Origin of the sequence: Rhizobium sp. SG570, from assembly GCF_012275345.1 — a bacterium.
GTDB classification, from domain to species: domain Bacteria; phylum Pseudomonadota; class Alphaproteobacteria; order Rhizobiales; family Rhizobiaceae; genus Rhizobium; species Rhizobium lusitanum.
This window is the reverse complement of the sequence record NZ_JAAZQI010000021.1, coordinates 77,699-99,151: the sequence shown is the minus strand read 5'-3', so window position 1 is coordinate 99,151 and position 21,453 is coordinate 77,699. Positions and strand designations below refer to the sequence as shown.

General features: G+C 59.0%; 25 protein-coding genes and 3 pseudogenes. 6 read left to right on the top strand and 22 right to left on the bottom strand.

Annotation, left to right across the window (positions count from 1 at the left end; all coding sequences use genetic code 11):
* Positions 1 to 75 (top strand): annotated as a pseudogene (locus tag FHT28_RS35940) (transposase); the annotation flags it as partial.
* Positions 76 to 298: 223 nt separating this feature from the next.
* On the top strand, positions 299 to 1,024 hold the full coding sequence (locus FHT28_RS30250; RefSeq protein WP_168598193.1) for a LuxR C-terminal-related transcriptional regulator: 726 nt from the start codon (positions 299 to 301) through the stop codon (positions 1,022 to 1,024).
* A 320-nt stretch (positions 1,025 to 1,344) separates the two neighbouring features.
* On the opposite strand, the gene FHT28_RS36490 is transcribed toward FHT28_RS30250, so the two are convergent.
* From FHT28_RS36490 to FHT28_RS36480, 3 genes are read right to left on the bottom strand one after another with little or no spacing between them, the layout of a single operon-like run.
* Entirely contained in the window at positions 1,345 to 1,497 is a 153-nt protein-coding gene (locus tag FHT28_RS36490; RefSeq protein ID WP_246704988.1) for an HlyD family efflux transporter periplasmic adaptor subunit, read from the bottom strand.
* Positions 1,497 to 1,838, bottom strand: coding sequence for a hypothetical protein (locus FHT28_RS36485; RefSeq protein WP_246704987.1), 342 nt, complete (start codon positions 1,836 to 1,838; stop codon positions 1,497 to 1,499). Before FHT28_RS36485 ends, FHT28_RS36490 begins: the two co-directional genes overlap by 1 nt.
* A 20-nt stretch (positions 1,839 to 1,858) precedes the next feature.
* Positions 1,859 to 2,254, bottom strand: a complete 396-nt coding sequence (locus FHT28_RS36480) for an HlyD family secretion protein (protein ID WP_246704986.1) — start codon at positions 2,252 to 2,254, stop codon at positions 1,859 to 1,861.
* Positions 2,255 to 2,319: 65 nt separating this feature from the next.
* On the opposite strand from FHT28_RS36480, the pseudogene FHT28_RS30240 reads away from it, so the two are divergent.
* The 4 genes and pseudogenes from FHT28_RS30240 to FHT28_RS30225 form a co-directional block, all read left to right on the top strand.
* Positions 2,320 to 3,022 (top strand): annotated as a pseudogene (locus FHT28_RS30240) (ABC transporter transmembrane domain-containing protein); the annotation flags it as partial.
* 129 nt (positions 3,023 to 3,151) lie between these two features.
* Positions 3,152 to 4,357, top strand: a complete 1,206-nt coding sequence (locus tag FHT28_RS30235) for an aminotransferase class I/II-fold pyridoxal phosphate-dependent enzyme (protein WP_145646311.1) — start codon at positions 3,152 to 3,154, stop codon at positions 4,355 to 4,357.
* Between the two features lie 37 nt (positions 4,358 to 4,394).
* Positions 4,395 to 5,045, top strand: a complete 651-nt coding sequence (locus FHT28_RS30230) for an RraA family protein (protein ID WP_145646310.1) — start codon at positions 4,395 to 4,397, stop codon at positions 5,043 to 5,045.
* 78 nt (positions 5,046 to 5,123) lie between these two features.
* A complete protein-coding gene (locus FHT28_RS30225; RefSeq protein ID WP_112342157.1) occupies positions 5,124 to 6,026 on the top strand; it encodes a LysR family transcriptional regulator in 903 nt (300 codons plus the stop codon).
* On the opposite strand, the gene FHT28_RS30220 is transcribed toward FHT28_RS30225, so the two are convergent.
* The 19 genes and pseudogenes from FHT28_RS30220 to FHT28_RS30130 form a co-directional block, all read right to left on the bottom strand.
* Positions 6,027 to 6,788: a 5-oxoprolinase subunit PxpA gene (locus FHT28_RS30220; RefSeq protein WP_145646309.1), complete on the bottom strand. Its 762-nt coding sequence runs from the start codon at positions 6,786 to 6,788 to the stop codon at positions 6,027 to 6,029.
* Positions 6,785 to 7,219, bottom strand: a complete 435-nt coding sequence (locus tag FHT28_RS30215; RefSeq protein ID WP_145646308.1) for a biotin/lipoyl-containing protein — start codon at positions 7,217 to 7,219, stop codon at positions 6,785 to 6,787. Before FHT28_RS30215 ends, FHT28_RS30220 begins: the two co-directional genes overlap by 4 nt.
* The gene (locus FHT28_RS30210) at positions 7,219 to 8,193 is read right to left on the bottom strand and encodes a biotin-dependent carboxyltransferase family protein (RefSeq protein WP_145646307.1); all 975 of its coding nucleotides are present in this window, start codon (positions 8,191 to 8,193) and stop codon (positions 7,219 to 7,221) included. Before FHT28_RS30210 ends, FHT28_RS30215 begins: the two co-directional genes overlap by 1 nt.
* Entirely contained in the window at positions 8,190 to 8,852 is a 663-nt protein-coding gene (pxpB, locus tag FHT28_RS30205) for a 5-oxoprolinase subunit PxpB (protein ID WP_145646306.1), read from the bottom strand. Before pxpB ends, FHT28_RS30210 begins: the two co-directional genes overlap by 4 nt.
* A complete protein-coding gene (accC, locus tag FHT28_RS30200) occupies positions 8,842 to 10,197 on the bottom strand; it encodes an acetyl-CoA carboxylase biotin carboxylase subunit (protein WP_145646305.1) in 1,356 nt (451 codons plus the stop codon). Before accC ends, pxpB begins: the two co-directional genes overlap by 11 nt.
* 28 nt (positions 10,198 to 10,225) lie before the next feature.
* Positions 10,226 to 10,669 carry a biotin/lipoyl-containing protein gene (locus FHT28_RS30195; RefSeq protein ID WP_145646304.1) on the bottom strand — a complete coding sequence of 148 codons (444 nt, stop codon included), beginning with the start codon at positions 10,667 to 10,669 and terminating at the stop codon, positions 10,226 to 10,228.
* Between the two features lie 57 nt (positions 10,670 to 10,726).
* Positions 10,727 to 12,100: an MFS transporter gene (locus FHT28_RS30190; RefSeq protein ID WP_145646303.1), complete on the bottom strand. Its 1,374-nt coding sequence runs from the start codon at positions 12,098 to 12,100 to the stop codon at positions 10,727 to 10,729.
* Positions 12,101 to 12,478: 378 nt separating this feature from the next.
* Entirely contained in the window at positions 12,479 to 12,835 is a 357-nt protein-coding gene (locus FHT28_RS30180) for a hypothetical protein (protein WP_168598177.1), read from the bottom strand.
* A 12-nt stretch (positions 12,836 to 12,847) separates the two neighbouring features.
* A pseudogene (locus tag FHT28_RS36470) lies at positions 12,848 to 13,032 on the bottom strand (hypothetical protein); the annotation flags it as partial.
* Positions 13,025 to 13,711, bottom strand: a complete 687-nt coding sequence (locus tag FHT28_RS30175; protein ID WP_112342167.1) for a 3-oxoacid CoA-transferase subunit B — start codon at positions 13,709 to 13,711, stop codon at positions 13,025 to 13,027. The pseudogene FHT28_RS36470 and the gene FHT28_RS30175, both read right to left, overlap by 8 nt.
* A gap of 1 nt (position 13,712) precedes the next feature.
* Complete coding sequence (locus FHT28_RS30170) at positions 13,713 to 14,426, bottom strand: CoA transferase subunit A (protein WP_145646302.1); 714 nt, start codon at positions 14,424 to 14,426, stop codon at positions 13,713 to 13,715.
* Between the two features lie 77 nt (positions 14,427 to 14,503).
* On the bottom strand, positions 14,504 to 15,283 hold the full coding sequence (locus tag FHT28_RS30165; RefSeq protein ID WP_112342169.1) for a cyclase family protein: 780 nt from the start codon (positions 15,281 to 15,283) through the stop codon (positions 14,504 to 14,506).
* 2 nt (positions 15,284 to 15,285) lie between these two features.
* Entirely contained in the window at positions 15,286 to 16,209 is a 924-nt protein-coding gene (locus tag FHT28_RS30160) for an NAD-dependent epimerase/dehydratase family protein (RefSeq protein WP_145646301.1), read from the bottom strand.
* A complete protein-coding gene (locus FHT28_RS30155) occupies positions 16,209 to 17,186 on the bottom strand; it encodes a fumarylacetoacetate hydrolase family protein (RefSeq protein ID WP_112342171.1) in 978 nt (325 codons plus the stop codon). The genes FHT28_RS30160 and FHT28_RS30155 overlap by 1 nt, the downstream gene beginning before the upstream one ends.
* 29 nt (positions 17,187 to 17,215) lie before the next feature.
* Positions 17,216 to 17,803, bottom strand: coding sequence for a cupin domain-containing protein (locus tag FHT28_RS30150; RefSeq protein WP_112342172.1), 588 nt, complete (start codon positions 17,801 to 17,803; stop codon positions 17,216 to 17,218).
* A complete protein-coding gene (locus FHT28_RS30145) occupies positions 17,800 to 18,918 on the bottom strand; it encodes an MFS transporter (protein WP_112342173.1) in 1,119 nt (372 codons plus the stop codon). Before FHT28_RS30145 ends, FHT28_RS30150 begins: the two co-directional genes overlap by 4 nt.
* 69 nt (positions 18,919 to 18,987) lie before the next feature.
* The gene (locus FHT28_RS30140) at positions 18,988 to 20,118 is read right to left on the bottom strand and encodes an FAD-dependent oxidoreductase (protein WP_145646300.1); all 1,131 of its coding nucleotides are present in this window, start codon (positions 20,116 to 20,118) and stop codon (positions 18,988 to 18,990) included.
* Positions 20,115 to 20,492 carry a Rieske 2Fe-2S domain-containing protein gene (locus tag FHT28_RS30135; protein ID WP_145646299.1) on the bottom strand — a complete coding sequence of 126 codons (378 nt, stop codon included), beginning with the start codon at positions 20,490 to 20,492 and terminating at the stop codon, positions 20,115 to 20,117. Before FHT28_RS30135 ends, FHT28_RS30140 begins: the two co-directional genes overlap by 4 nt.
* A 4-nt stretch (positions 20,493 to 20,496) precedes the next feature.
* The gene (locus tag FHT28_RS30130; RefSeq protein ID WP_145646298.1) at positions 20,497 to 21,441 is read right to left on the bottom strand and encodes a VOC family protein; all 945 of its coding nucleotides are present in this window, start codon (positions 21,439 to 21,441) and stop codon (positions 20,497 to 20,499) included.
* Positions 21,442 to 21,453: the final 12 nt, after the last annotated feature.

Here is a 21,453-nt window from a genome sequence, read left to right as displayed (position 1 = left end):
ACGCGCTATGACAGGTGCCCAATGGCTTTTCTTTCCGCCATCTCTCTCGCTGCAACCGTTATCTTCTGGCTCTGATCAACGAGTCCTGACCCTAGTCAGAATGCGCGTTCGCCACCATCAGCAATTTTGTTGGTAAGATCACAGGTCAAATGCCGTCCAAGGACATACCGCGGAAGCTTAGCGGCCGCCCGATCTCAGGGGCGACATCTGAATATTCTTGCTTTTGGTATCTTATTTGTTTCCCTTCCCCATAAGGGAACAAGTCGGGACAAAGATCCCGCCAATAACTGGGCTTATTATGACCGGGACCGTCTACGATTTGACGTTCGAAGAGACAAGCCTCTTCGCCGATATTGTCAGCAGGCTAACCAGCCCTGGATCGGTTGAGATCAGGGAAACGATTTTTCCCGACATACTGCGCCTGATGCGGTCGGAGGTCCTGGCTTCCTTCATATGGAACCCGAAGTCAAACTCCTATAATGATCCCTTTGTCATCAATCAGTCCCACGACAATATTAAGGCATATCGCAGCTGGTATCAGTATCGCGATCCGATGACCCGCCAGTTGCGCAGCCTCTGGCGCCCAGCATATGTGGATGAGGTCATTTGCAGATCGGATTTGCGTAAGACCGAGTTCTTCAACGACTTCCTGATGAAGGACGGCTTGGACCACGGAATCAATTTGTTCCTCAAGGCCGGTGGTCGGGAACTCGCGGATCTGCGCATCTGGCGAACCAAACGCCAGCCGGATTTCGCCGATCGGGAAATCGGCCTTCTAAAAGTGCTCTCGCCACTGCTCACACGCGCACTCTCGGCATCGCCGGACATAACACTGTCCGTGCTCACCGAACGCGAGCGCGACGTTGCACTCCTCGTCTCTCGCGGCTGCTCCGATAAGGATATCGGGCGCGTTCTCAATATCGGCTTTGCGACCGTGCGTACGCACTTAAGTCGTTGTCTTGAGAAGATTGGCTGCTCAAACAGAGCGGAGCTGGCAGCCTACGTCACAAGGCTCTCCCAATAATCTGAAATGTCGTACGAACAATCGTTGGCTGCCCATCAGACCCCGCCGCTCGCAGCAAGCTTCACTATGAAGCCAATATTGCCAAATTTCATTTGGACCTTGCATCCAGAGCGCGCGCGATAAGTTTTCGACGACGACGACTTCATAGATCCGCGGCGGCAAAACGAGTTGAGTTTATGAGTAGGACTCGGGAAAAGCAGTGTGCCGACGGCGGAAAATAATCCACTACTCTTGAAGGGAATGGAACCGGAGACCCGTCGTTCGGCGTCCGCCGCCGCCGAGGATTTGAAGGTAGGTACGTCTATCCTGGGATTTAACGTTTAAACGTCAGGCCTCACCGCCGGGAAAGCCTGAACCTTGATCACCGCTGGCTGACCCGGCGCGACGAAGCCGATGTCCTGGTTCGGCAGATAAGCCTCGATCTCCAGCACTGCATTCTCCGGCACGATCCGCATCAGCTCCGAGCCCGCCATCACAACCTGGCCAACGGTCGTAATGGCAGATGTCTGCACCGTCCCGTTGATGGGCTTTTGATCGTCATGGCGTCCAGCTTCTTCTGTGCCCGAATGAGCTGCTGCTCCTGTTCGTCGATCTTCCGCTCCGCCTCCGTCTGCTTTTCGACATTCTCCGCAATGAAGGTCTTGATCGCCTTCTCGCCTTCGCTCGTCGCAACCGCAAGGGCAGCAGCCGCGTCATCGGCCTGACCGATCTGCTCGGCGAGATCCGCCTCTGCGGGCTGCTTGGCTTCCATCGCATCGATGGCGCCGACGCGCAGGACGGCGCTCGATTCCATCAGCTGGGATCGCATCGCCACGCGATCATCCATCGTCGCGATCAGGTTTTTCCGGGCGGCGACCATGCGATTAGCGGTGCGAGTTGCTGTTCTCTTTGCGAGGAAAGATTGGCAAGCGACGAGGCCAGTTGTTCCAGCGATGACTGGAACTGCGCTTCCTCCCGTGTTCTGATAGACAGAGGGATATCCTTGTCGAAAGCAAGAGGCGTCGAGATCGTCCACGAACTCGTCCAGAGGCCGCCACGCTGCCACGCCGCGACTTGCGCGCTCGCGGCGGTTCGCCGGATGACTTCGGCTCGCAGAGACCTCAGGCTCGCAAGCAGCGCATCGACTTCTGCCCTGGTCTCCGTCGGATCCAGTTCAACGACGACATCGCCGGCCTTGACCTTCGATCCGTTGGCGTCGGGGATCGCGGCGGTCTTGCCCGTTTCCAGCAACTGAATGACTTCACCCGCCCTGTGGGCTGCAGCTTGCCCTGGGCGGTCGCGACGATATCGAACCTCTCCTCAATCTGCCGCTCAGCTATTTCGAGACGAGAGCGACGGGACAGAGTTGGAAACGATCCGCAGCTTCCTGACCGGCCAAGGGCTGTTCTCCGGCCTCGACCTCATCTTCGCCATCGTCTTCATCGCAGTGCTGTTTGCTATCGTCGAAGCTTGCCTGGATCGTCGTTGCCTCGATCCCTGTCTATATCGCGATCGGCGTTCTGATCCGGCCGCTCTTGAAGGACCGCATCGACGAGAAGTTCGAACGCGGTGCCTATAGCCAGCAGATGCTGGTCGAAACGGTCGTCGGCATCCAGACGATGAAGGCGGCCGCCGTCGAGCCGGTCGTGGCCGCGCAATGGGAGGAGCGGCTCGCCGATATGTCCAGGCCTCCTTTGCCGCGACCATGCTCGCCGCCAAGGGCCAGAACGCCATCCAGTATGTCAACAAGATCACCTCGGCGGCACTTCGCGTCCTTGGCGCGCAGGCCGTCATCGATGGCGAGCTGACGGTCAGTGCGTCGCCTTCAACATGATCGCCGGCCAAGTTTCTCAGTCGATCCTGAGGCTGTCGCAGCTCTGGCAGGATGTCCAACAGGTGCAGGTCTCGATCAACCGGCTGTCCGATATTTTGAATGCACCGGCCGAACCGCGTCCTGCGGTCGCAATCAGCCTGCCGAAGCCAAGAGGGGCCATCGCCTTCAAGGGCGTGAACTTCCGCTCTACGCCCGAGGGTCAGGCTGGTCGACTCATATTCCTTTCAGGAACTAAATTGCATGACTATTAATCGCTTTTCTTGAACTTGCTTAAGCCATAGCTTTTTGAGACATCGACAGCCAGGGCAAACACAATGTCTCTTCAAATATCAAATCGCGCGATTGCGCTGAAGCCTTCGGCCAGTATCGCGGCCAAAAAGATGGTCTCGGATCTGCAGGCACAAGGACACAAGATCGTTGACCTGACGATCGGTGAGCCGGATATCCCAACTCCTACTCATATTGTGGAGGCTGCAGTTGCTGCGATGAAAGCAGGGGACACACACTATACCTCATCTGCCGGGACGCCAGCTCTCCGCGCCGCTATTGCCACTCATATCAGCCGCGAAAAAGGGTTACCGGCCAAGCCCGAGAACATTGCTGTTGGCTGCGGCGCCAAACAATTAATTTTCGAAGTCTTTTCGGCGACGCTCAACGAAGGTGACGAAGTGATAGTGCCGGCTCCCTACTGGGTATCCTACCCCGACTTAGCGACTCTGCACGGTGGCAAGCCTGTGGTCGTAATTTGTGGCGAAGAGGTAGATTTCAAACTAACGCCACAGGCGCTTGAAGCGGCGATTAGCGAAAAGACCCGATGGCTCGTTCTCAACACGCCGAACAATCCGTCCGGCGCCATATATTCCCGTGACGAGCTTTCGGCTTTGGGCGAGGTGCTGCAGCGCCATCCCTCTGTCTGGGTGATGACGGACGAAATTTACGAGTATCTTTCCTATCACGATGAACGCGCGCCGAGTCTCATTGAAATCGTGCCGTCACTGTTTGATCGAGCAATCATCATCAACGGTATGTCCAAGGCCTACGCCATGACCGGATGGCGCATCGGCTACGCGGCAGGCCCGAAGGCACTGATCGAGGTGGTCGTAAAAATGTTAAGCCAGAGCACGACGTGCGCAAGCTCGATCAGTCAGGCCGCCGCTGTCGCGGCGCTGAAAGGCAATCAGGCTTGCGTGCGTGAGGCGACCGCAATGTATCGTAACCGTCGTGACCGAATGGTCGAGATCCTGTCGGATGCGCCGGGCCTTTCGCCCCGCGCGCCTTCGGGAGCTTTCTATCTTTTTATCTCTGTCGCCAACTTGATTGGCAGGAGCACGCCTGCCGGTAAGGAATTGCGCACCGATCTTGATGTCTCCCTCTACCTTCTGGAGCAGGCCAAGGTGGCCGTTCTGGACGGGTCAGCCTACGGCGTTTCCCCCTATCTTCGGCTTTCCTTCGCAGCCTCCATGCAAGTCGTCGAGTCCGGAAGTCAGGCTATTGTGGCAGCGGTCAAGGCTCTTCGCTGAGCAGCATCGTGTCGTACTCAATCCAGAAAGAATTTCAATGATCGGAAACCGGATACTCCCAAGCGCGCCGCGGGCAGATGCCGAGCTCATCTCAGCCTATGCCAAGTCCTCGACTGCAATTATAAGCGACAACCTTGCTCGACTTCCGGGCGCCATCGGTGTTCGACCTTTCCATAAGGTCAATGGCACAATGGCCGGAACTGCTTTGACGGTTCGTGTAGCCGCAGGCGACAACCTTTTGATCCACAAGGCGCTCGATCTTGTTCGTCCTGGCGATGTCGTCGTCGTAGACGGTGACGGCGAAACCAACCGTGCTCTGATCGGCGAGATCATGGCAACGATTGCGCAAACACGGGGCGCGGCCGGCATGGTGATAGACGGCGCGATCCGCGATGCCGGAGCTTTGGCGAAATCGGAATTTCCGGTGTTTGCCCGCGCCGCCATCCATCGTGGACCCTACAAAAACGGCCCAGGCGAGATCAACGTACCAGTTGCGATCGGCGGCTTTGTGATCGAACCGGGAGATATCGTCGTGGGAGACGAGGACGGCATTGTTGCCTTTCCGCAGGCCGTTGCTGTCGAACTTCTGAAGGCTGTCCATGCGCAGGAGCAAAAAGAAGAAGACATCCTGCGCAGCATTCGCCAAGGAACTTACACCGGCGCTTACGGAACGCCAGCATCACCTTGATTTTTGACGATTGACGGATTTTGCTGATACGTGAAGGTGTGTACGATCTTTATCTAACTGGATTGGAACGCAGCCCGCGTGATTACCTTCAAACAGCTTGAAGCAATTTACTGGATAGCCGATCTCGGGAGCTTCGCAGCAGCGGCCGCGAAGCTCAATACGACGCAATCCGCCGTCTCGAAGAGGGTTCAGGAACTCGAGCAACAGTTCAACGTCGAGATTTTCGACCGTACCAAGCGTACCGCCAGATTGACGGAAAAGGGCGCCGAAGTACTCGATTACGCCAAGCGTCTCCTGGAAGAGCGCGATCAATTCGTCGAACGGGTCAGTTCCAGTCAGGTCCTCCTGAGGCGTTTCCGCATTGGCGTCACCGAGCTCACGGCAATGACATGGCTTCCCGGCCTTGTTGGTATGATCAAGACCGAATACCCGCGCGTCAGCATCGAGCCTGAAGTCGAGCTCAGTGCCACGCTGTTCGATCGGTTGATGGACGACACGATCGATATGATTGTCATTCCCGACGTCTTCAACGATTCTCGCTGCGTCACCGTGCCTCTCAAGGCGGTCGAAAACGCATGGATGGCCGCACCAAGCCTCTATAAGGGGGAAGAAGAGCTTTCGATGACTGAGCTGGTTAATTTTACCATGCTTGTCCAAGGCAGTAGATCAGGTACCGGACTTGTGTATGGCCGTTGGCTGTCGAGCCATGAGGTCGCGCCCTCGAAGACCATTCACTGTGAAAGTCTCGTGGCACAGATTGGCTTCACCGTGTCAGGCCTTGGGGTGAGTTACCTGCCGGTACCAGTCACGGCAAAGCTTGTCAAAGACGGCCGCTTGCGACGCCTGCCGATGAAGACCCGGCTGCCGCACGTGCGGTATGCCGTGCTATATCGAACAGACCGTAGCTCGGACTTCAAGAAATCAGTTGCCGGTTTTGCCGAGCAATGCTGCAATTTCGAAACCTTCTTCCTGCCCGCATAGTCAAAGCCGGGACAGGGAGACGATCTCGGCACCCGCTTCCAGAACGGCTGAACGTATGGTTTCGCCAAGCTGTACGGCGCCCGGCGTATCGCTGTGGACGAGGATCGACTGGACAGACATCTCGATCTCCTGCCCATCCACGGTCACCACCGTCCCATCCTGTAACAGGCGGATGATCCGCTCGCGGATCTTCACCGGGTCTTTTACGATCGAGCCCTGCTTCCCACGAGAGACAAGCAGGCCCCGCTCGTCATAGGCCCGGTCGGCCAAGAACGAATTTACAACGTTCAATCCGTGGTTTCGGGCTGCCTTTTCCGCTTCCGTATTCGGCAAGGCCACGAAAATGAGGTCGCGATTGAAGGTCCGGACGGCTTTGAGCAACGCATCTGCGACATCGGCATCCACGAAGGAAAGATTGCCGAGCGCACCGTGGAAATTGGCGTGGGTAAGCCGATGCCCGGCGGCATCCGCGACGGCTGTCAACGCGCCGAGCTGATAGAGCGTCATCAATTCAAGCTCGCGCGGCGAGAACGCCATGTTTCGGCGGCCGAAGCCCTGCCGATCGGGATAGCCGACGTGCGCGCCGACATCGACATTGTTCTTTAGCGCCAACTGCACGGTGCGATCCATGACCACCGGATCGCCAGCGTGATAGCCACAAGCCACATTGGCGGAGGACACCAGAGACAGAATGCTCTCGTCGTCGGCAGCGCTGTAGATGCCGAAACCTTCACCGAGGTCGGAATTGATATCGATCTTCATCGCGCACTACCTTGTTGTGGAGTGATCTGAAAAACCACGTCGCCATAACCGACCAGTGCCTTCTCGCGGTATCCGCAGCTTTTTAGAGTTCCGCGCCGTGGGGCACGAACGGCCTTCATAACTGGTCCGAGGCGCACAAAGGCCAGAATTTGCCCCTCATTCACCACCGTTCCATCGCCTATCAACAGGTTTTCCGGCTGGTGAAATTCGCCGAAACTCGGAGCTCGGACTGCTTCCGGGCGGGGCTGCTCGGGTTGAGCCTCGATAGCGGAAGCGGCTCTGAACTTGCTGCGGCCAAGCTTGAGCTTCAGCAATATCCTCGCCTCACCATCGCACCACTCCAGCTCGGAGACGCCGTGTTCTGACGCATAGCGAGCAAGTGAAACAAGCTCGGCCTTATGAAGCAACTTCAATTCCTTGCCATTAGCCATTACAATGCCTTCCTGCTCTTGCCGATTTGTGAAAACACCGCCGACATGCACGCATTCCGGTCGTAAAGTGCCCCGATTGCCTCTTGGCGGGAGACCTCGACAAAGCGCAGCCTGCCGCCCAGCCTTGCCTGGCCCAAGCGCCAGAGATCAGCCGTAATCACAACGCCGAGCTTCGGGTATCCGCCGCAGGTATTGGCATCACTGAGCTGGATGACGGGTTGGCCCGACGGTGGCACCTGGATCGTACCAGGCATGATGCCGTGTGAGCGCAGTTCCAGCTTGGCTTTCAGGTCCAGGACCGGTCCAGCCAGACGATAACCGATACGGTTGCTATCCGGTTGGATGGTCCAGGCCTCGTCTTTAAACATATCGAGCGCCGTGTCCTCGAAGGAGGAGTATTCGGCCGCAGCGAGAAAGCGCACGGAAACTTCGTCAGGATAGCCGGCCTGGTAGAAGGATGAGAGCGCGCGCGGATCGAGGCCGAAATCCGAAGCCATCGGCAAGGTAGCCGGCGTCGTGAGCGGTAGCCGGTCTCCAGCTTGAAGGGCACGTCCGCCAAGACCACCAAATCCCCCCTTCATGTCAGTGCTGCGAGAGCCGAGAACCGGCTCCACGGCAAGTCCGCCGGCGATCGCGAGGTAGGTTCGCATGCCATGCCGCGGAGCGGTTGCCTTGAGGACCTGACCCGCCTTGGCGTGAGCAGACCAGAAGGGTGGAATTTCGACAGCGTCCAGCTTTACGGCACAATCGGCGCCGGCCAAAGCGAAGACGGTATCATGCTCGAAGCGGATTTCGAATGAGCCGATCGTGAATTCGATCGCAGCCGCTCCGTCGTCATTGTCGACCAGCCGATTGGCGATGATAAGCGCGAGCGGATCCATGGCGCCACAAAAGCCGACGCCGATATCATAATAACCATGGCGACCAAGGTCCTGGACCGTCGCCAGCGGGCCGGGTGTGACGATCTCGATCATGGTTTCAAACTCTCAATGCAAAAGCGGATGACGTCACCCGGTGCCAGAAGCGCCGGGGACGAAGCGGCAGGATCGAAAAATCTCAGATCCGTCTTGCCGATTATGTGCCAGCCGGAAGGCGACGTCTTGGAAATGACCCCCGCCTGCGCGCCGCCGATCACGACTGACCCTGCTTCCACCCGCGTCCGCGGCATTTTGCGGCGCGGCACGGCAAGTGACAGATCAAGGCCCGCCAAATAGCCGAAACCCGGTTGGCTGCCGAGGTTGAATACCGTGTAGCGGCCTTCGCTGTGCCGGCGGACATAGTCCTCCGGCGAAAGTCCGACGACCTCGGCAACATGGCCAAGGTCGATCCCATGCTCTCCGCCGTAATACACCGGCACCTCGATCTCCCGACCAGCGACGCTATACACACGAAGCCCGTTCCAGCAGGTCTCGATATCCTTCAACGCCTCAGCCTCACCGATAGCGGCTGGATCGATCATGACGAGCAGGTTGTTCATGCCGGGCACGACTTCCCGCACGAAAGCGCGGCCCTTCAGTTGCTCGGCAAGCGCCCAGAACCGTTCCTGCAGTTTGAGATCGATCGCTGCGTGTCCAGTGTCGCAGAGAATGGCCTGCTCGCCCATCCAGCTCAGCTTGAGGGGCTCAATCGTCATGGCGGCGCGTCTCCAGCCAATGTTCGAGGTGATGGATACCGAGATTGCCGGCGACGAAATCCGGGTTGGCCATGATATCACGATGCAGCGGGATGTTGCACGTGATGCCGTCAAGAACGGCCTCCCCGAGTGCTGCCTTCATGCGCGCAATCGCCTCGTCACGACTTTCACCATGGGCAATGATCTTTCCGATCATGCTGTCGTAATGCGGCGGCACGACGTAACCGCTTTCCACATGGGTATCCACACGGATGCCTGGCCCGCCTGGCGCATGCCAGCGCTGGATACGGCCGGGACTGGGGCGGAAAGTGTAGGGATCTTCCGCATTGATCCTGCATTCGATCGCATGTCCCTGCCGAGCGATGTCCTTTTGTTCGAAGCCGAGGCGCTCGCCGCCGGCGATACGGATTTGCCAGGCGACGATATCGATGCCCGTGACGGCTTCCGTTACCGGATGCTCCACCTGAACGCGGGTGTTCATCTCGATGAAGTAGAAAGCTCCGTTTTCGTAAAGAAACTCAAAGGTCCCTGCCCCGGAGTAGCCGATGCTACGGCAGGCGGCTGCGCAGCGCTCGCCGACTTCGGCGATCAAATTGCGCGAAATGCCCGGTGCGGGAGCTTCTTCGACGACCTTCTGGTGACGGCGCTGTAATGAGCAATCGCGCTCGCCAAGCCAGACAGCATTGCCGTGATTGTCCGCCAGCACCTGAATTTCCACATGGCGCGGGGCTTGGAGAAATTTCTCCATGTAGACGGCGGGATTGCCGAATGCGCGTCCCGCTTCTTCTCGCGTGGTGACGATGGCTTCAGCGAGTTCGTTGGCGGATCGGACGATCCGCATACCGCGTCCACCACCGCCACCAGCTGCCTTGATTATAACCGGATACCCGATCTCATCTGCTATGTGAGCACAACGGATCATATCGTCCGGCAGTGCTTCGTCGCCGCCGGGGACGCAAGGAACACCAGCCGCCTTCATCGCCCGCTTGGCCGCGATCTTATCGCCCATGGTTTCGATCGAGGCAGCTTTGGGGCCGATGAAGGCCAGACCAGCCTCCTCCACGGCTTTCGAAAAGGCCGCGTTCTCCGAAAGGAACCCATAGCCGGGATGGACAGCATCTGCCCCAATGAGTTCGGCGGCCTGTAGTATTTTCGCGATGTTGAGATAGCTATCCCTTGCCGGCGCCGGGCCGATGCAGAGGCTCAGACTCGCGCTCTTCGCGTAAGGCGCATCTCGATCCGCATCGGAAAAAATCTGGACGGACTCGATGCCCAGAACCCGGCATGCGCGTTGAATGCGAACGGCAATCTCACCTCGGTTCGCGATAAGAACCCTCTTCAGCATTAGCCTTATTCCCTAACCGGAAGAACGGTCACGATGCGATTTCAAACAATGCGGCGCCAGCTTCAACCGAGACACCATTTTCCACAAGGACAGCGGAAACGTCGCCGTCTTCAGTCGCCTTCACGGGCGTCAACATCTTCATTGCCTCAATCAACGCCAATGTCTGACCTTGGGTAACCTTGGCACCCGCCTCCACGAATGGCGGCTCGCCGGGGCTTGCAGAGCGATAGAATACGCCAGGCAACGGCGCTTCCACCATGTTATTGTTGCTGCGAGAAGGGGTGTTGGGCGGAACAGATTCTACCTCTTGCGCGGCCGCGGTCGTGTAACTCTCTGCCGACGCGTATCCGTTTGTATTGGAAGCTGCCTGCTTCACAATCCTCAGGCGAACGTTTCCCTCGCTGTATTCCAATTCGGAAACGGCAGCTTCGTCCAACGCCTTGATAAGGGCTCTAATCTGTTCAACGTTCATTTCATCACCTGTCAAAAAGGCGCCGCGTGCATAACGACGCCTTCATTTAAATATCTGTCAGATGGCTTTACGGTGGGCAGCGGGCGCCGTTGACGAACCATCCAGCGTATCGGCCTCAATTTCTTCGAGGCTTTTACGGTTGGTTTCCACGGCAAGCGTTGCGATCATTACGGCTTGGACGACAAGCAGCACCGCCACCGTGCCAACGACTGCCAACAGACCACCAGACTGGACGAGATAGACCGACACAAAGGGAATGCCGATCGAGGTCAGGCGGCCCGCGATGACTGCCCAGCTGGTCAGGCGCATGCGCACTTCTGTCGGGAATAGTTCCGGCAGATATCCAGCCTGGATGACAGAGACGAGGAAGTACACCAAGCCGAACATCAGGAAGCCGAGTGCGGTAGCGATCTCCTGCGATTGTACCAGGGCGAAGCATGGACCGATGATGGCACCAAGAACCGAAGCTCCGATGATCGCGGGCTTGCGACCAATGCGGTCCGTCAAGAAATAGGCGGCAAGCGCACCGGCAGGACCGCCAAAGGTCATGAGAACGGACTGACCGAGCGACTTGTTGATCGGAATGCCTTGCTTGGCAAGGAAGGTGGGAAGAAGAGCGATGAAGCCATAGATGGCAGCGCTCTGTACGATTTGCGTCACGGCGCCAATCGCTAGCGGCTTGTGGAAACGGGCTGCGAGAGGATTGATCTTACCGAGGGAGGCTGCTTCCTGGGAAGGAGCGATAGGGGCAAGTTTTCCGACACTTGTTTCGGATTCGATCTTGGTGACGATCGCATCGGCTTCCGCCTGCTTGCCGTTCCGTTCCAACCAACGTGGAGACTCGGGAATATTCTTGCGGGCAATGAAGACGATGAGCCCACCTACGCCGGCGATGATGAACATCGCCCGCCAGCCAAGTGATGGGATGACGATCCAGCTTGTCAGCGTCGCAGCAAAGAGGCCGAATTGAGCGATGCAGGAGAGCAATGCAGCCCAGCGACCGCGATGGCTTGGCGGTACAAATTCGCTCAACAGTCCATAACCGATAACAAGCTCTGCACCCAGACCGATACCGGTCACGAAGCGCGCTCCGATAAGCCATTCCATCGTCGGCATGAATGCGCAGGCGATCGACGACAGACCAAAAACCAGAAGATTGAACTGGTAGGTAAACTTGCGACCGTAACGGTCACCGAGGATGCCGGCCATGACAGAGCCTAAGAGCATGCCGAATGCGGTGGCCGAAAGAAATGCGGCGTTCTTGTCGACCGTCGACCATCCATCCTGAACGAGGGCGCCGAGGACGGAGTTCGCGAGATAGATGTCGAAGGCATCGAAAAAGAGGCCGGCTCCGACGAGCATCAGAATTCTTTTATGGAAGGGCAGAATTGGCAGCCTATCCAGACGCTGTGAGACTGTGGCGGTTTGCATCGGTTTGTTCCCCGTCTATAATTATGGGGAAAGAATGACAAAACCCAATCGCAAGAAAAAGCGATATTAACGCATCTCGGATTATCGCTTTTAGGAATGTGAGGGACATTCTTCGAGTTGGCGATGAAATTGTGCTACACGAATGTCTAGCGCTAGATAGCCAGAAATTGTTTGACGGCGTTTCTCTCGATAGCTTGAACTTGCGCACCTTGATCGCCGCCGCCGGTCAAGGCAGCCTGCACAGCTGCAGGACGTGTTCTGGGTGAGCGCAGTCGATGGTCAGCCAGTCGATCTCCAATCTGGAGGAACAGTTAGGCGTGCCATTGTTTGAGCGTGTCGGTCGCTTCCCGCAGTTGACACCCCAGGGTGCCAACCTGCTCAAAGATGCCCGGCAGCTGGTCGACGACGCCGATCGATCGGAGGCGAAGGCCAGGAGCTTTTTCCGCCGGGCTTGAGCCCGAGCTTTCCATCGTCATCGACGTCATGCTCCCGCAAGGCTACCTCACCGATGCCCTCGCCGGTTTCAAACAATGATTCAGATCGACACCGCTGCGCTTGCATATAGAAGCTCTTGGTGCAGTTGCGCAGATGGTGCTTGATGGCCGACACGCACTCGGCATAAGCGGAATACTCCCGGTCGTCCCGCCAAGCGTGGCCGCTGAGCGCCTGTTCAGTTTCAGCAAGAGAATGGGTGACGATCGTGGCATCCGGCTCGCCGTTGGCCTCGTCTGGCATTCGGACATCTTTTGCCGCGCGGCGCACTGGGTTCCGTCCCTCCCCTGCCGCCAGGACCTGGCCAAGGAGAAGTTCGTGCACATCGGCGGAGATGACACCGGCACGATCCACCGCGCTGACGATAGCAGTTGCCCGAGATTACCGGCAGCGAGGTTCGCAAATGCGCCGTTCTAAGCTTGCCGACGAACGTTACGCAACCCACGAAGGCTCGGCGCAGGGCACCGGCCGGTCCGTATGCAACTGGACCTCGAACTCTGCCTCGGTCTTGCTTCTGATTTCCGCAAGGGTGACCCCTTCGGCAATCTCGACGAGCGCCATCTTGGGCGGCCCCCTCCTCGCGACTTCGAAAACGGCGAGGTCAGTGATGACGAGATCGATAACCCGGTGGCCGGTCAACGGAAGAGTGCATTCCTTGAGAAGCTTAGACTTTCCCTTGGCTTCATGTTCCATGACGACGACAACACGCTTGACCCCAGCAACCAGGTCCATGGCTCCGCCCATACCTTTCACCATTTTGCCCGGAATCATCCAATTGGCGAGATCGCCACTTTGAGACACTTGCATCGCACCCAGAATCGAAAGGTCAATATGTCCACCTCTGATCATGGCGAAGCTATCCGCTGAGGAAAAAAAGCTTGTCTTTGGCAGAGCCGTAATGGTTTGCTTGCCGGCATTGATGAGGTCTGCATCTTCCTCTCCCTCAAAAGGAAAAGGCCCCATCCCCAGCATGCCGTTTTCGCTCTGGAGGGTGACCTCCAGTCCGTCGGGAATGAAGTTGGCCACCAATGTGGGAATGCCGATGCCAAGGTTAGCATAGAAGCCATCTTGCAATTCTTTCGCGGCCCGCGCCGCCATCTGTTCACGTGTCCAGGGCATGTCAACCGATCTCCATCTCGCGGGAACGCACCGTGCGCTGCTCGATCCGCTTCTCCAAATCCATCACATGAACGATCTTGTTCACGAAAATACCCGAGGTATGGACAGCGTCTGGGTCCAAGCTGCCGTCGGGCACCAGAAGTTCCACCTCTGCAACTGTCATGCGGGCCGCAGTCGCCATCATCGGATTGAAGTTGCGGGCTGTCTTGCGGTAAATCAAATTGCCTTCGTGATCCGACTTCCATGCGTGGATCAGGGCGACGTCAGCCACAAGCCCGGTCTCCAGAATGTAATCGTCATCGCCAAAACGTCGGCACTCCTTCCCCTCCGCGACAAGGGTGCCTACACCTGTTTTCGTATAGAAAGCCGGGATCCCCGCACCGCCAGCGCGGATTCTTTCGGCAAGGGTTCCTTGGGGATTGAACTCGATCTCAAGTTCGCCAGCCAGATACTGCTGGGCAAAGAGCTTGTTCTCGCCAACGTAGGAGGAGATCATCTTCCGTACCTGTCGCGTTTCAAGGAGGGTACCCAAACCGTAACCGTCGACCCCGGCATTATTCGAAATGACCGTGAGGTTCCTGGCGCCGGACAGGCGGACAGCCTCAATGAGTGTGACGGGTATGCCGCATAACCCAAAGCCCCCGGACATTATTGTCATTCCGTCGTGTAGCTTGCCGGCCAGAGCTTCTGTCGCATTGACGCACGTCTTCTTCATTTTTCCTCCGTAAGATCGCGCTCCAATGGGACGTTCCCAAAAGACAGGATCTGGCTGCGATGCTTTAACGTCGATCATCAGCTTCCATTTTCTGTCAACATTGCCACCGCCCGGCACCATCCGGCCGAGCCGCCACGAATCTTGACCGGCAGGCACGAGATTGTGAAGCCGCGCGCCGGCAGTTGATCGAGACAAGTTAGCTTTTCCATATGCAGAAAGACGCCGTCTCGCCCTGCCTTGTGGCCTTCCCAGATCAGACCGGCGTTTCCGGTGGCAGCGAAGCGCTTGGCGGTGATGGGAAACGGTGCATCCCAGGACCACGCGTCGGTGCCGGTGATATGCACGCCTTGCGACAAAAGCCAGAGGGTCGCTTCACGGCCGATGCCGCAGCCCCGGCCGATATAATCCGGCCGCCCGTAGGCTGCGCCGGCGGAGGTGTTGACGAGGACGATGTCAGAGGCTTTTAGGGGAGCGCCAGTTGCTTCGACGGCGGCGCGGATTTCGTCGGCGGTGGCGACATGACCATCCGGCAGATGACGAAGATCGAGCTTGACGCCGGGGCGGATGCACCAATCCAGCGGAACTTCGTCGATCGTCCAGGCGCGCTCGCCACCATTCATGGTCGAGGCGAAGTGCCAGGGCGCGTCGAGATGCGTGCCTGCATGCGCCGTCAGCGTCAGTTGCTCCACCGCCCAACCTTCCGCTCCCGGCAAGTCTGCCCGGTCAAGGCCCGGAAAGAAGCGCATCACCTCTTCTGTGCCGGCCTGATGATCGGAATAGACAATTTTTGGTCCGAGCCCGGGCGGATCGGCGGGCGTCTCGTTGTCGATGGCGACGGACAGATCGACGATTTTCATGGTTAGTCTCCAGATATGGCCGCGCGGGCCAGCGATTGAAGATCGGCGTCTCCGGCAATGCCGAGGCTGCGCGCCAGCGAAGCGTCGATATCAGGCATCGCCCCGAACAGACGGGTCAGCCGTGTGTCGTCGCCCCATTGGATCGACGCCGGTCGTCCCTCGACAGCTTCGATGGCCTGAACCATTTCCGCCATCGAAGCGCAGAGCGCCGGGGGCAACAGCACGGTCGGCGCATCGGATTGAAGGTGGGAGGCTTGCAGAAGCGCTTCCACCGCGGCAGCGCGGGACATCCACCAGCACCGCGCCAACGCCGGAACCGGGCTTGAGAAATTCTCGCCTGCACTGATTTTGTGAAAAATCTGGCTCATGAAGGCGGAGCCATGTCCGCTTTCGGCCCGTGGGCGCGCCACAAGCCCCGGAAAGCGTAGGCTGATTGCCGATAGCTCTCCCCGACGGGCGAGGTCGGTTAGAAGGATCTCGGTCATCAGCTTATGGGCACCATAGGACAACCCCGGCGAGGTCGGCGTCGCCTCCGATATGACCTCCGCAGCGACATCGCCGTAGACGGCGATCGAGGAGGCGAAAACGAAGCGCGCCCCGCGCCGGCTCGCTGCCGTTCGCCATGCGAGATCCAAGGGCGCGACCAAATTGATCTTGTGACCACGCGCCTGCTCGGCCTCCGCCTGGCTGCCTGGCATACTGGCGAGATGATAGACAATATCAAAGCCGGGTTCGAACAGGGTGTCGAGAAAATCCGATTGCGTCAGATCGCCGGGCATCAAATCGGCGCCCGCGATCTGGGCGGACTTGCCGACGAATCGGCGGTCCGTCAGCGTTAACCGGCTCAGGCCCGCAGCCGTATTGGCAAGCCGCCGGGCGAGACCGGAGCCCAGAAAGCCATCCGCGCCAGTGACGAGAACGCGCATCAGGCCTTCACCACCCGCTGATCGATGATGCCGAACGGGGTCGATCCATCGGGAAGCCGCGCCTCCATCCGGACCCGGTCGTCCCAGGTGAGGAATGGCGTGACGGACGCGCCCTGATCGAGGAGCTCGATCACCCGGATTTCCGAAATGCATGAGGAGCCGGCACCGCGATCCGCGTTCGAGACGGTGCCTGATCCGAGGATAGTGCCGGCAGTCAGCTTTCGGGTACGGGCGCAATGGGCAATGATGTCGCTGAAGGAAAAATGCATCTCCGCGCCGTTCGCACGTCCGACCTCGCGCCCGTTAATCGCCACATGGAGCGGCATTTTCACCCGCGCGTCTTCCCAGAAGGGTGCGATTTCGTCGAGTGTGATCGCGAGTGGAGCGAAAGCCGTGGAGGGCTTGGCCTGCAGCCAGCCGAAACCGGCGCGCATCTCACGTGGACCAAGTTTGCGCAACGACCAGTCATTGATCTGCACCAGAAGCCGGATATGCGAGACGGCCTGTTCGGCACTTGCCCCCATAGGAACGTCAGATACGATCACCCCGAATTCGCCCTCCATGTCGATCGACAGGCTGTCGTCAGCAAACTCGACGTCATCGACGGGGCCGCGCAGATCATCGCTCGCCCCCTGATAGACCAAGGGAATGGTCTCGAAATCCGGATTCACCGGATTGTCGAAAGCCTTGTCCATCAACCGGCCGTGGTTGAGAAAGGCGGAGGCGTCGAGCCATTGCGGCGCACGCGGCAAGGGCGCCATGCAACGCTCCAGTTCAAAACGCGTGGCGAAGGCTTCCTCGCGGGCATTCAAGCGCTCGTCAAGCGCCTTGAGGCGTGGTGCAACTGCGTCCCAGTTTTCGACCGCTTCCAGCATCGTCGAAGCTATTCCGACCGCTGGCGCGGCCACCGCCAGGTCTTTCGAGACCACCCATAGCTGGCCGTCACGGCTGCCGTCTTTATAGGTCGCGAGTTTCATTTCAACCTCCGAAAGATGTTTTGTTCCGATCAGTAACCGGGACCGGAAAGCGTCTCGGCGATCGCAGGCTCGTAGATGCCATCGATCAAAACGAACAACATGCGGCACATCCGACCGGAGCGATTGGCCCAGGCATGGTTCGTGCCGCGCTGGATGACAACCGAACCTGGCTTCAGAAGCGCCTCGCCCTTGTCGAGCACCAGCGTCATTTCACCTTCGATCACCACGCCGTAGTCGATCGATTGGGTCCGGTGCATTAGCGGATGGGGGGATTGTTCAGTTACGGTCGATGCGGCTTCATCGCCGATTTCCGAGAATGCCGCGCCCATTTTCGACGCACCATGGGCCAGAAATTCCTCAGTGTCGGGGGGAATATCGACGAAGCGAAAACGGGTGCCGCGGCTTGGGGGCGGCAGCACAAGCGGGCCGATGGTGGGATCCGCGCCATTTTCAACGAGAACCGGCGCACCTGACGTAGCCCACACCTCGTGAAACACCGTGCCGGGAATGGCGTCCAGCTCCACAACGGTCGGCAGTGGGCCGACATGGGCCACGAATGAACGGCCCGCGTTGTCATGGCCTGTCACCACCCGGGTGATCGCGGGAAACTCGGTCATGCGGTCCTCGCTTTGGTGAAGAAAACGATCGAAAGGATCGCGACGGCCACCCCCGCTGCCCCGAGTGCGCCGAAGCCGAAATTCTGGCCGAGAGCGCCGCCGACAATCGGGCCGAGCGCCGCGCCGATCATCAGCATCGCTGGCGTGGCCGCCACGGCCCTGCCCGTTCGATCGAGACGGGCGAGCAGACCGAAGGCGAAGGTGTGGGTGAAAATCTGGATCGCGACGAAGAAGGCGGCCACCGGCGCCCATAGCGCAAAGACCGTGGCGCTCGTTACAATCACCGCGAAGACAGCCTGCACCGCGGGGCCGATCTGGACCACGGTCTCGGCGACCAGTCGTCTCTGCAGGATCGCCGCCAGCGGCGAGGGAATCAGAAAATTGACAATGCCGAGGGCGATCAGCACACCCAACACGGCGTCAGCGGGAAAGCCCCGCAGCTTTCCAATCACTTCCACGAAAGAAAACACCATCGCCTGATTGAAGGTCATGATACTGATGCCGAAGACAGTGAACCAGATCGCGCGACCGAACGGCGCCGATGCATGCAACTCACCACGATCAGGATTCTCGAATAGGACGGCGCAGAACAGACAAGCTATGGCCATGAAGAGGCCGAAAGCCTGGAACAGAGCCTCGCGGCCAAAGGCGATCAACAGCTGCGGCAGTACGCCGAGCAGCACAATGCCAAGAAGACCGATTGCGATGCCGGCCACAGCAAAGAGACGATGAGGATTGTTAGATTTGCCGATCGCGCCGTGCACCATCGACAGCCCCGTGCCGACCGCCAGGCCCGCGACCAGATGGAGCGCAGCCAACTCCACCAAGCCGCTTTGCGTCGATGCGATGAAGAAGGCGAGCGCGGCGACGCCATAACCGACGGTAGCGGCCAGTTTTTGATTGATCCGATTGACGCGCGGCGCAACGAAGAGGCTCGCCGCCACCGCGCCCAAAAGAAATAAGGTCACGATGCCGCCTGCCTGTTGCGGACTGAATCCGAACCGCTCGACAAGCGCGCCGACCCAGACCGGCAAAGCAGTGAGATCGAGCATGCCCGCGCAGTGAGCCACCACCAGCGCTGCGGTTCCGCCCATGCCGTATTTTTGTTCCGTCATATATGATCCTCCCGAGCCGGAGCGACATCACGCGCCCGGCCCCTGGTTCCCCGGTGTCGTTTCGCCTGCTCAGATGACTTCGGCGAGCGTTTTCATAGAGGCGCCCATGATCGCCGCGTGCTCCTCGCGGCTACCGCCGTGGATCTCGATGTCGGCCAGACGCCCTGAATTCTCGACCACCATCCGACACCGCTCCCAGCGCCGGGCCTCGAAGGCCGCCAGCGCCTCATGCACGGTTGCGGCACTTCCTACTTCCTGCGCCAGCACCATGGCATCCTCGATGCCGATGCAAGCTCCTGCCGCCAAATGCGGCGTGGTCGCGTGTACGGCATCGCCAATGAGCGCGACGCGTCCTTTCCGCCATGGACGCGGCATCAGCATTTGTTCGAGCGGGCGATAAATGACGTGATTTTCCTCGGACAGTTGATCGGCGATGGTTTGGATGATCGGCGAGGGAAACTGCCTCAGAAGCGCGCGAAGCGTCTCCACAAACGTGTCCGGCGCCACAAAATCGTTGACTTCCTTGTCCTCGGTCAGGAAGAGGTAGGCCTTGTCGGTTGACACGCCGTTGATACCGACCTTGAGCTTCGAGCCAAGCCACATGGTGACCGTGGTGATCTCCGCGGACCGCGGCAGCACCGCGCGCCAGACAGACTGGCCAATAAAGCGCGGCTTAGGCGCTTCCGGAAACAGCGTAGCGCGAACGCGGGAATAAAGACCATCGGCGCCAATGGCGAGATCATAGTGCTCGGGAGAGCCGTCGCCGATGTCGACCCAAACGCCGTCTTCCCGATCCTCGATCGTCGAAAATGTCGCGCCAAGTCGGACTTTGACACCTGCCGCGACAACCTCTTCCTGCAGGATTTTGGCGAGCGCCGGACGCATGATCCCGCCTCCACCGGGGACGTCGGGACCGGCAACGCGCGGTGTCGGTAAAGTCACCAGAATGCGATCGTCGGGACCACGCATCTGGACGCCGTCAGAGGCAAATCCTTCCTCCATGAAGCGATCAAGAAGGCCGAGTTCCTTCAACACGCGCAATGTCGAGCCATGCAGGCTGATGCCCGCGCCATAGGATCGCCAGCCGGGATCGATCTCGAGAAGATCGACCTCGACGCCTTGGCGCGCTAGCCGCGCCGCTGCCGTCATTCCGGCGAAGCCGCCCCCGATGATCAAGGCTTTGTTGATGCCCGCATTCATAGTGCTTTCTCCTCCTCGGCCAGAGCGGCGAAAACCTCGCCCTCCTCGGTAACCGTCAACTCCACGCGCGTCAGCCCCTGCCCCAGGCAGGGACCTAAGACGCATTCTCCCGTTTCCATGTCGAACAGCGCCCCATGCGAATGGCAGGCGATATGCGTGCCGTCGCCATTCAGATAGGCGTTGGACCGCCAGGCCATCGGCGTGCCCTGCGGATAATGCGGGCAGGCGTCTAGCCAGGCGTGAAGTCGTCCCTCTTTGCGAAGAACAATGATCTTCCGGCGATATCCTCCCACCGGACCGAAGCCTCGCGCTTCACCCTCACCGATGTCCTCGGTGCGACAGAGACCCACCTGATGCGAGTCCAGCGCCGTCATCGGATCAGGCCTTCGCGCCGGGAGGCGGGCCTCCGGGCATCCATTTCTCGCGCATTTCGAACAGCACGATCTGCGATGCCTCCGCGCCCACCGGTGCTTCGCGCGCCACCCAATTGTCGTCGTGCTTGTCCATATCGGCGTCATATTCGACATGACAGCCGAGCGGACTGTTGAAATACCAGAACCAGTTCGAGCCGAACTTGTGGCGGCCCGGCCCCCAGAAGCTTTGATAGCCCTTTTTGACGAAGCGGGTACCGGCAACCATCAATTCGGTTGGCCCTCCCATATGGAAGGCAAGGTGTTCGCAGCCCTTCATGTATTCCGGTGTGCGGATGAAGAAGAGCGTATGATGATCGTCATTCGCTTTTGGCCGCAGGAAGGGGCCGGCGCCCTTCAGCGTGTCGGTAATCACAAAACCGAGCCGGTTACAGTAGAAGTCCGTTGCCACCTCGAGGTCGGGCACGAAGAGGACGACATGGCTGAGCGTCCGCGGCGCGGCGGGCATTTCTTCCCAAACGCCGATCTCGTTCGGCTTGCGTTGGGCGGGAGCGCCTGGCGCATTGATCTTCTCGGTCGGCATGTTAAGCTCGCGCCGGATCGTCACCTGAAATTTGAGCTCGAAGCCATGCGTGTCACGGGTCTCGATGGAACCGTCGGCAAGGCGGGTGACACGCCGGTCCTTGGAGAGCTCGGCTTCGATCACGTCAAGGTCATCAGCCGAACGCACGCCATAAACCTGCTGGCGCAGAAGATTGGCTGTCGGAAGCGACATGGGTAGCGACGGGTCGGATTTATGCCGGATGACGATTCCGGTTCCGTCGAGCGCGGCAAACAGGCCGCCAGTCTCATCGACATTGACGGGCTGCAGGCCGAAATCACGGAGGTAGTCTGTGGCGGCGGCGACGTTATCGACGCCGAACACGAGATAGTCGGGTCCGATGATGTTCATGATGATCCTCCC

Excerpts from the sequence above, each read along its gene's own strand:
- FHT28_RS30250 (WP_168598193.1), top strand. The coding sequence starts at position 299 with ATGACCGGGACCGTCTACGATTTGACGTTCGAAGAGACAAGCCTCTTC.
- FHT28_RS36490 (WP_246704988.1), bottom strand. The coding sequence starts at position 1,497 with ATGGCGGGCTCGGAGCTGATGCGGATCGTGCCGGAGAATGCAGTGCTG.
- FHT28_RS30235 (WP_145646311.1), top strand. The coding sequence starts at position 3,152 with ATGTCTCTTCAAATATCAAATCGCGCGATTGCGCTGAAGCCTTCGGCC.
- FHT28_RS30230 (WP_145646310.1), top strand. The coding sequence starts at position 4,395 with ATGATCGGAAACCGGATACTCCCAAGCGCGCCGCGGGCAGATGCCGAG.
- FHT28_RS30220 (WP_145646309.1), bottom strand. The coding sequence starts at position 6,788 with ATGAAGATCGATATCAATTCCGACCTCGGTGAAGGTTTCGGCATCTAC.
- FHT28_RS30215 (WP_145646308.1), bottom strand. The coding sequence starts at position 7,219 with ATGGCTAATGGCAAGGAATTGAAGTTGCTTCATAAGGCCGAGCTTGTT.
- FHT28_RS30210 (WP_145646307.1), bottom strand. The coding sequence starts at position 8,193 with ATGATCGAGATCGTCACACCCGGCCCGCTGGCGACGGTCCAGGACCTT.
- pxpB (WP_145646306.1), bottom strand. The coding sequence starts at position 8,852 with ATGACGATTGAGCCCCTCAAGCTGAGCTGGATGGGCGAGCAGGCCATT.
- accC (WP_145646305.1), bottom strand. The coding sequence starts at position 10,197 with ATGCTGAAGAGGGTTCTTATCGCGAACCGAGGTGAGATTGCCGTTCGC.
- FHT28_RS30195 (WP_145646304.1), bottom strand. The coding sequence starts at position 10,669 with ATGAACGTTGAACAGATTAGAGCCCTTATCAAGGCGTTGGACGAAGCT.
- FHT28_RS30190 (WP_145646303.1), bottom strand. The coding sequence starts at position 12,100 with ATGCAAACCGCCACAGTCTCACAGCGTCTGGATAGGCTGCCAATTCTG.
- FHT28_RS30180 (WP_168598177.1), bottom strand. The coding sequence starts at position 12,835 with ATGCCAGACGAGGCCAACGGCGAGCCGGATGCCACGATCGTCACCCAT.
- FHT28_RS30175 (WP_112342167.1), bottom strand. The coding sequence starts at position 13,711 with ATGCCCTGGACACGTGAACAGATGGCGGCGCGGGCCGCGAAAGAATTG.
- FHT28_RS30170 (WP_145646302.1), bottom strand. The coding sequence starts at position 14,426 with ATGAAGAAGACGTGCGTCAATGCGACAGAAGCTCTGGCCGGCAAGCTA.
- FHT28_RS30165 (WP_112342169.1), bottom strand. The coding sequence starts at position 15,283 with ATGAAAATCGTCGATCTGTCCGTCGCCATCGACAACGAGACGCCCGCC.
- FHT28_RS30160 (WP_145646301.1), bottom strand. The coding sequence starts at position 16,209 with ATGCGCGTTCTCGTCACTGGCGCGGATGGCTTTCTGGGCTCCGGTCTC.
- FHT28_RS30155 (WP_112342171.1), bottom strand. The coding sequence starts at position 17,186 with ATGAAACTCGCGACCTATAAAGACGGCAGCCGTGACGGCCAGCTATGG.
- FHT28_RS30150 (WP_112342172.1), bottom strand. The coding sequence starts at position 17,803 with ATGACCGAGTTTCCCGCGATCACCCGGGTGGTGACAGGCCATGACAAC.
- FHT28_RS30145 (WP_112342173.1), bottom strand. The coding sequence starts at position 18,918 with ATGACGGAACAAAAATACGGCATGGGCGGAACCGCAGCGCTGGTGGTG.
- FHT28_RS30140 (WP_145646300.1), bottom strand. The coding sequence starts at position 20,118 with ATGAATGCGGGCATCAACAAAGCCTTGATCATCGGGGGCGGCTTCGCC.
- FHT28_RS30135 (WP_145646299.1), bottom strand. The coding sequence starts at position 20,492 with ATGACGGCGCTGGACTCGCATCAGGTGGGTCTCTGTCGCACCGAGGAC.
- FHT28_RS30130 (WP_145646298.1), bottom strand. The coding sequence starts at position 21,441 with ATGAACATCATCGGACCCGACTATCTCGTGTTCGGCGTCGATAACGTC.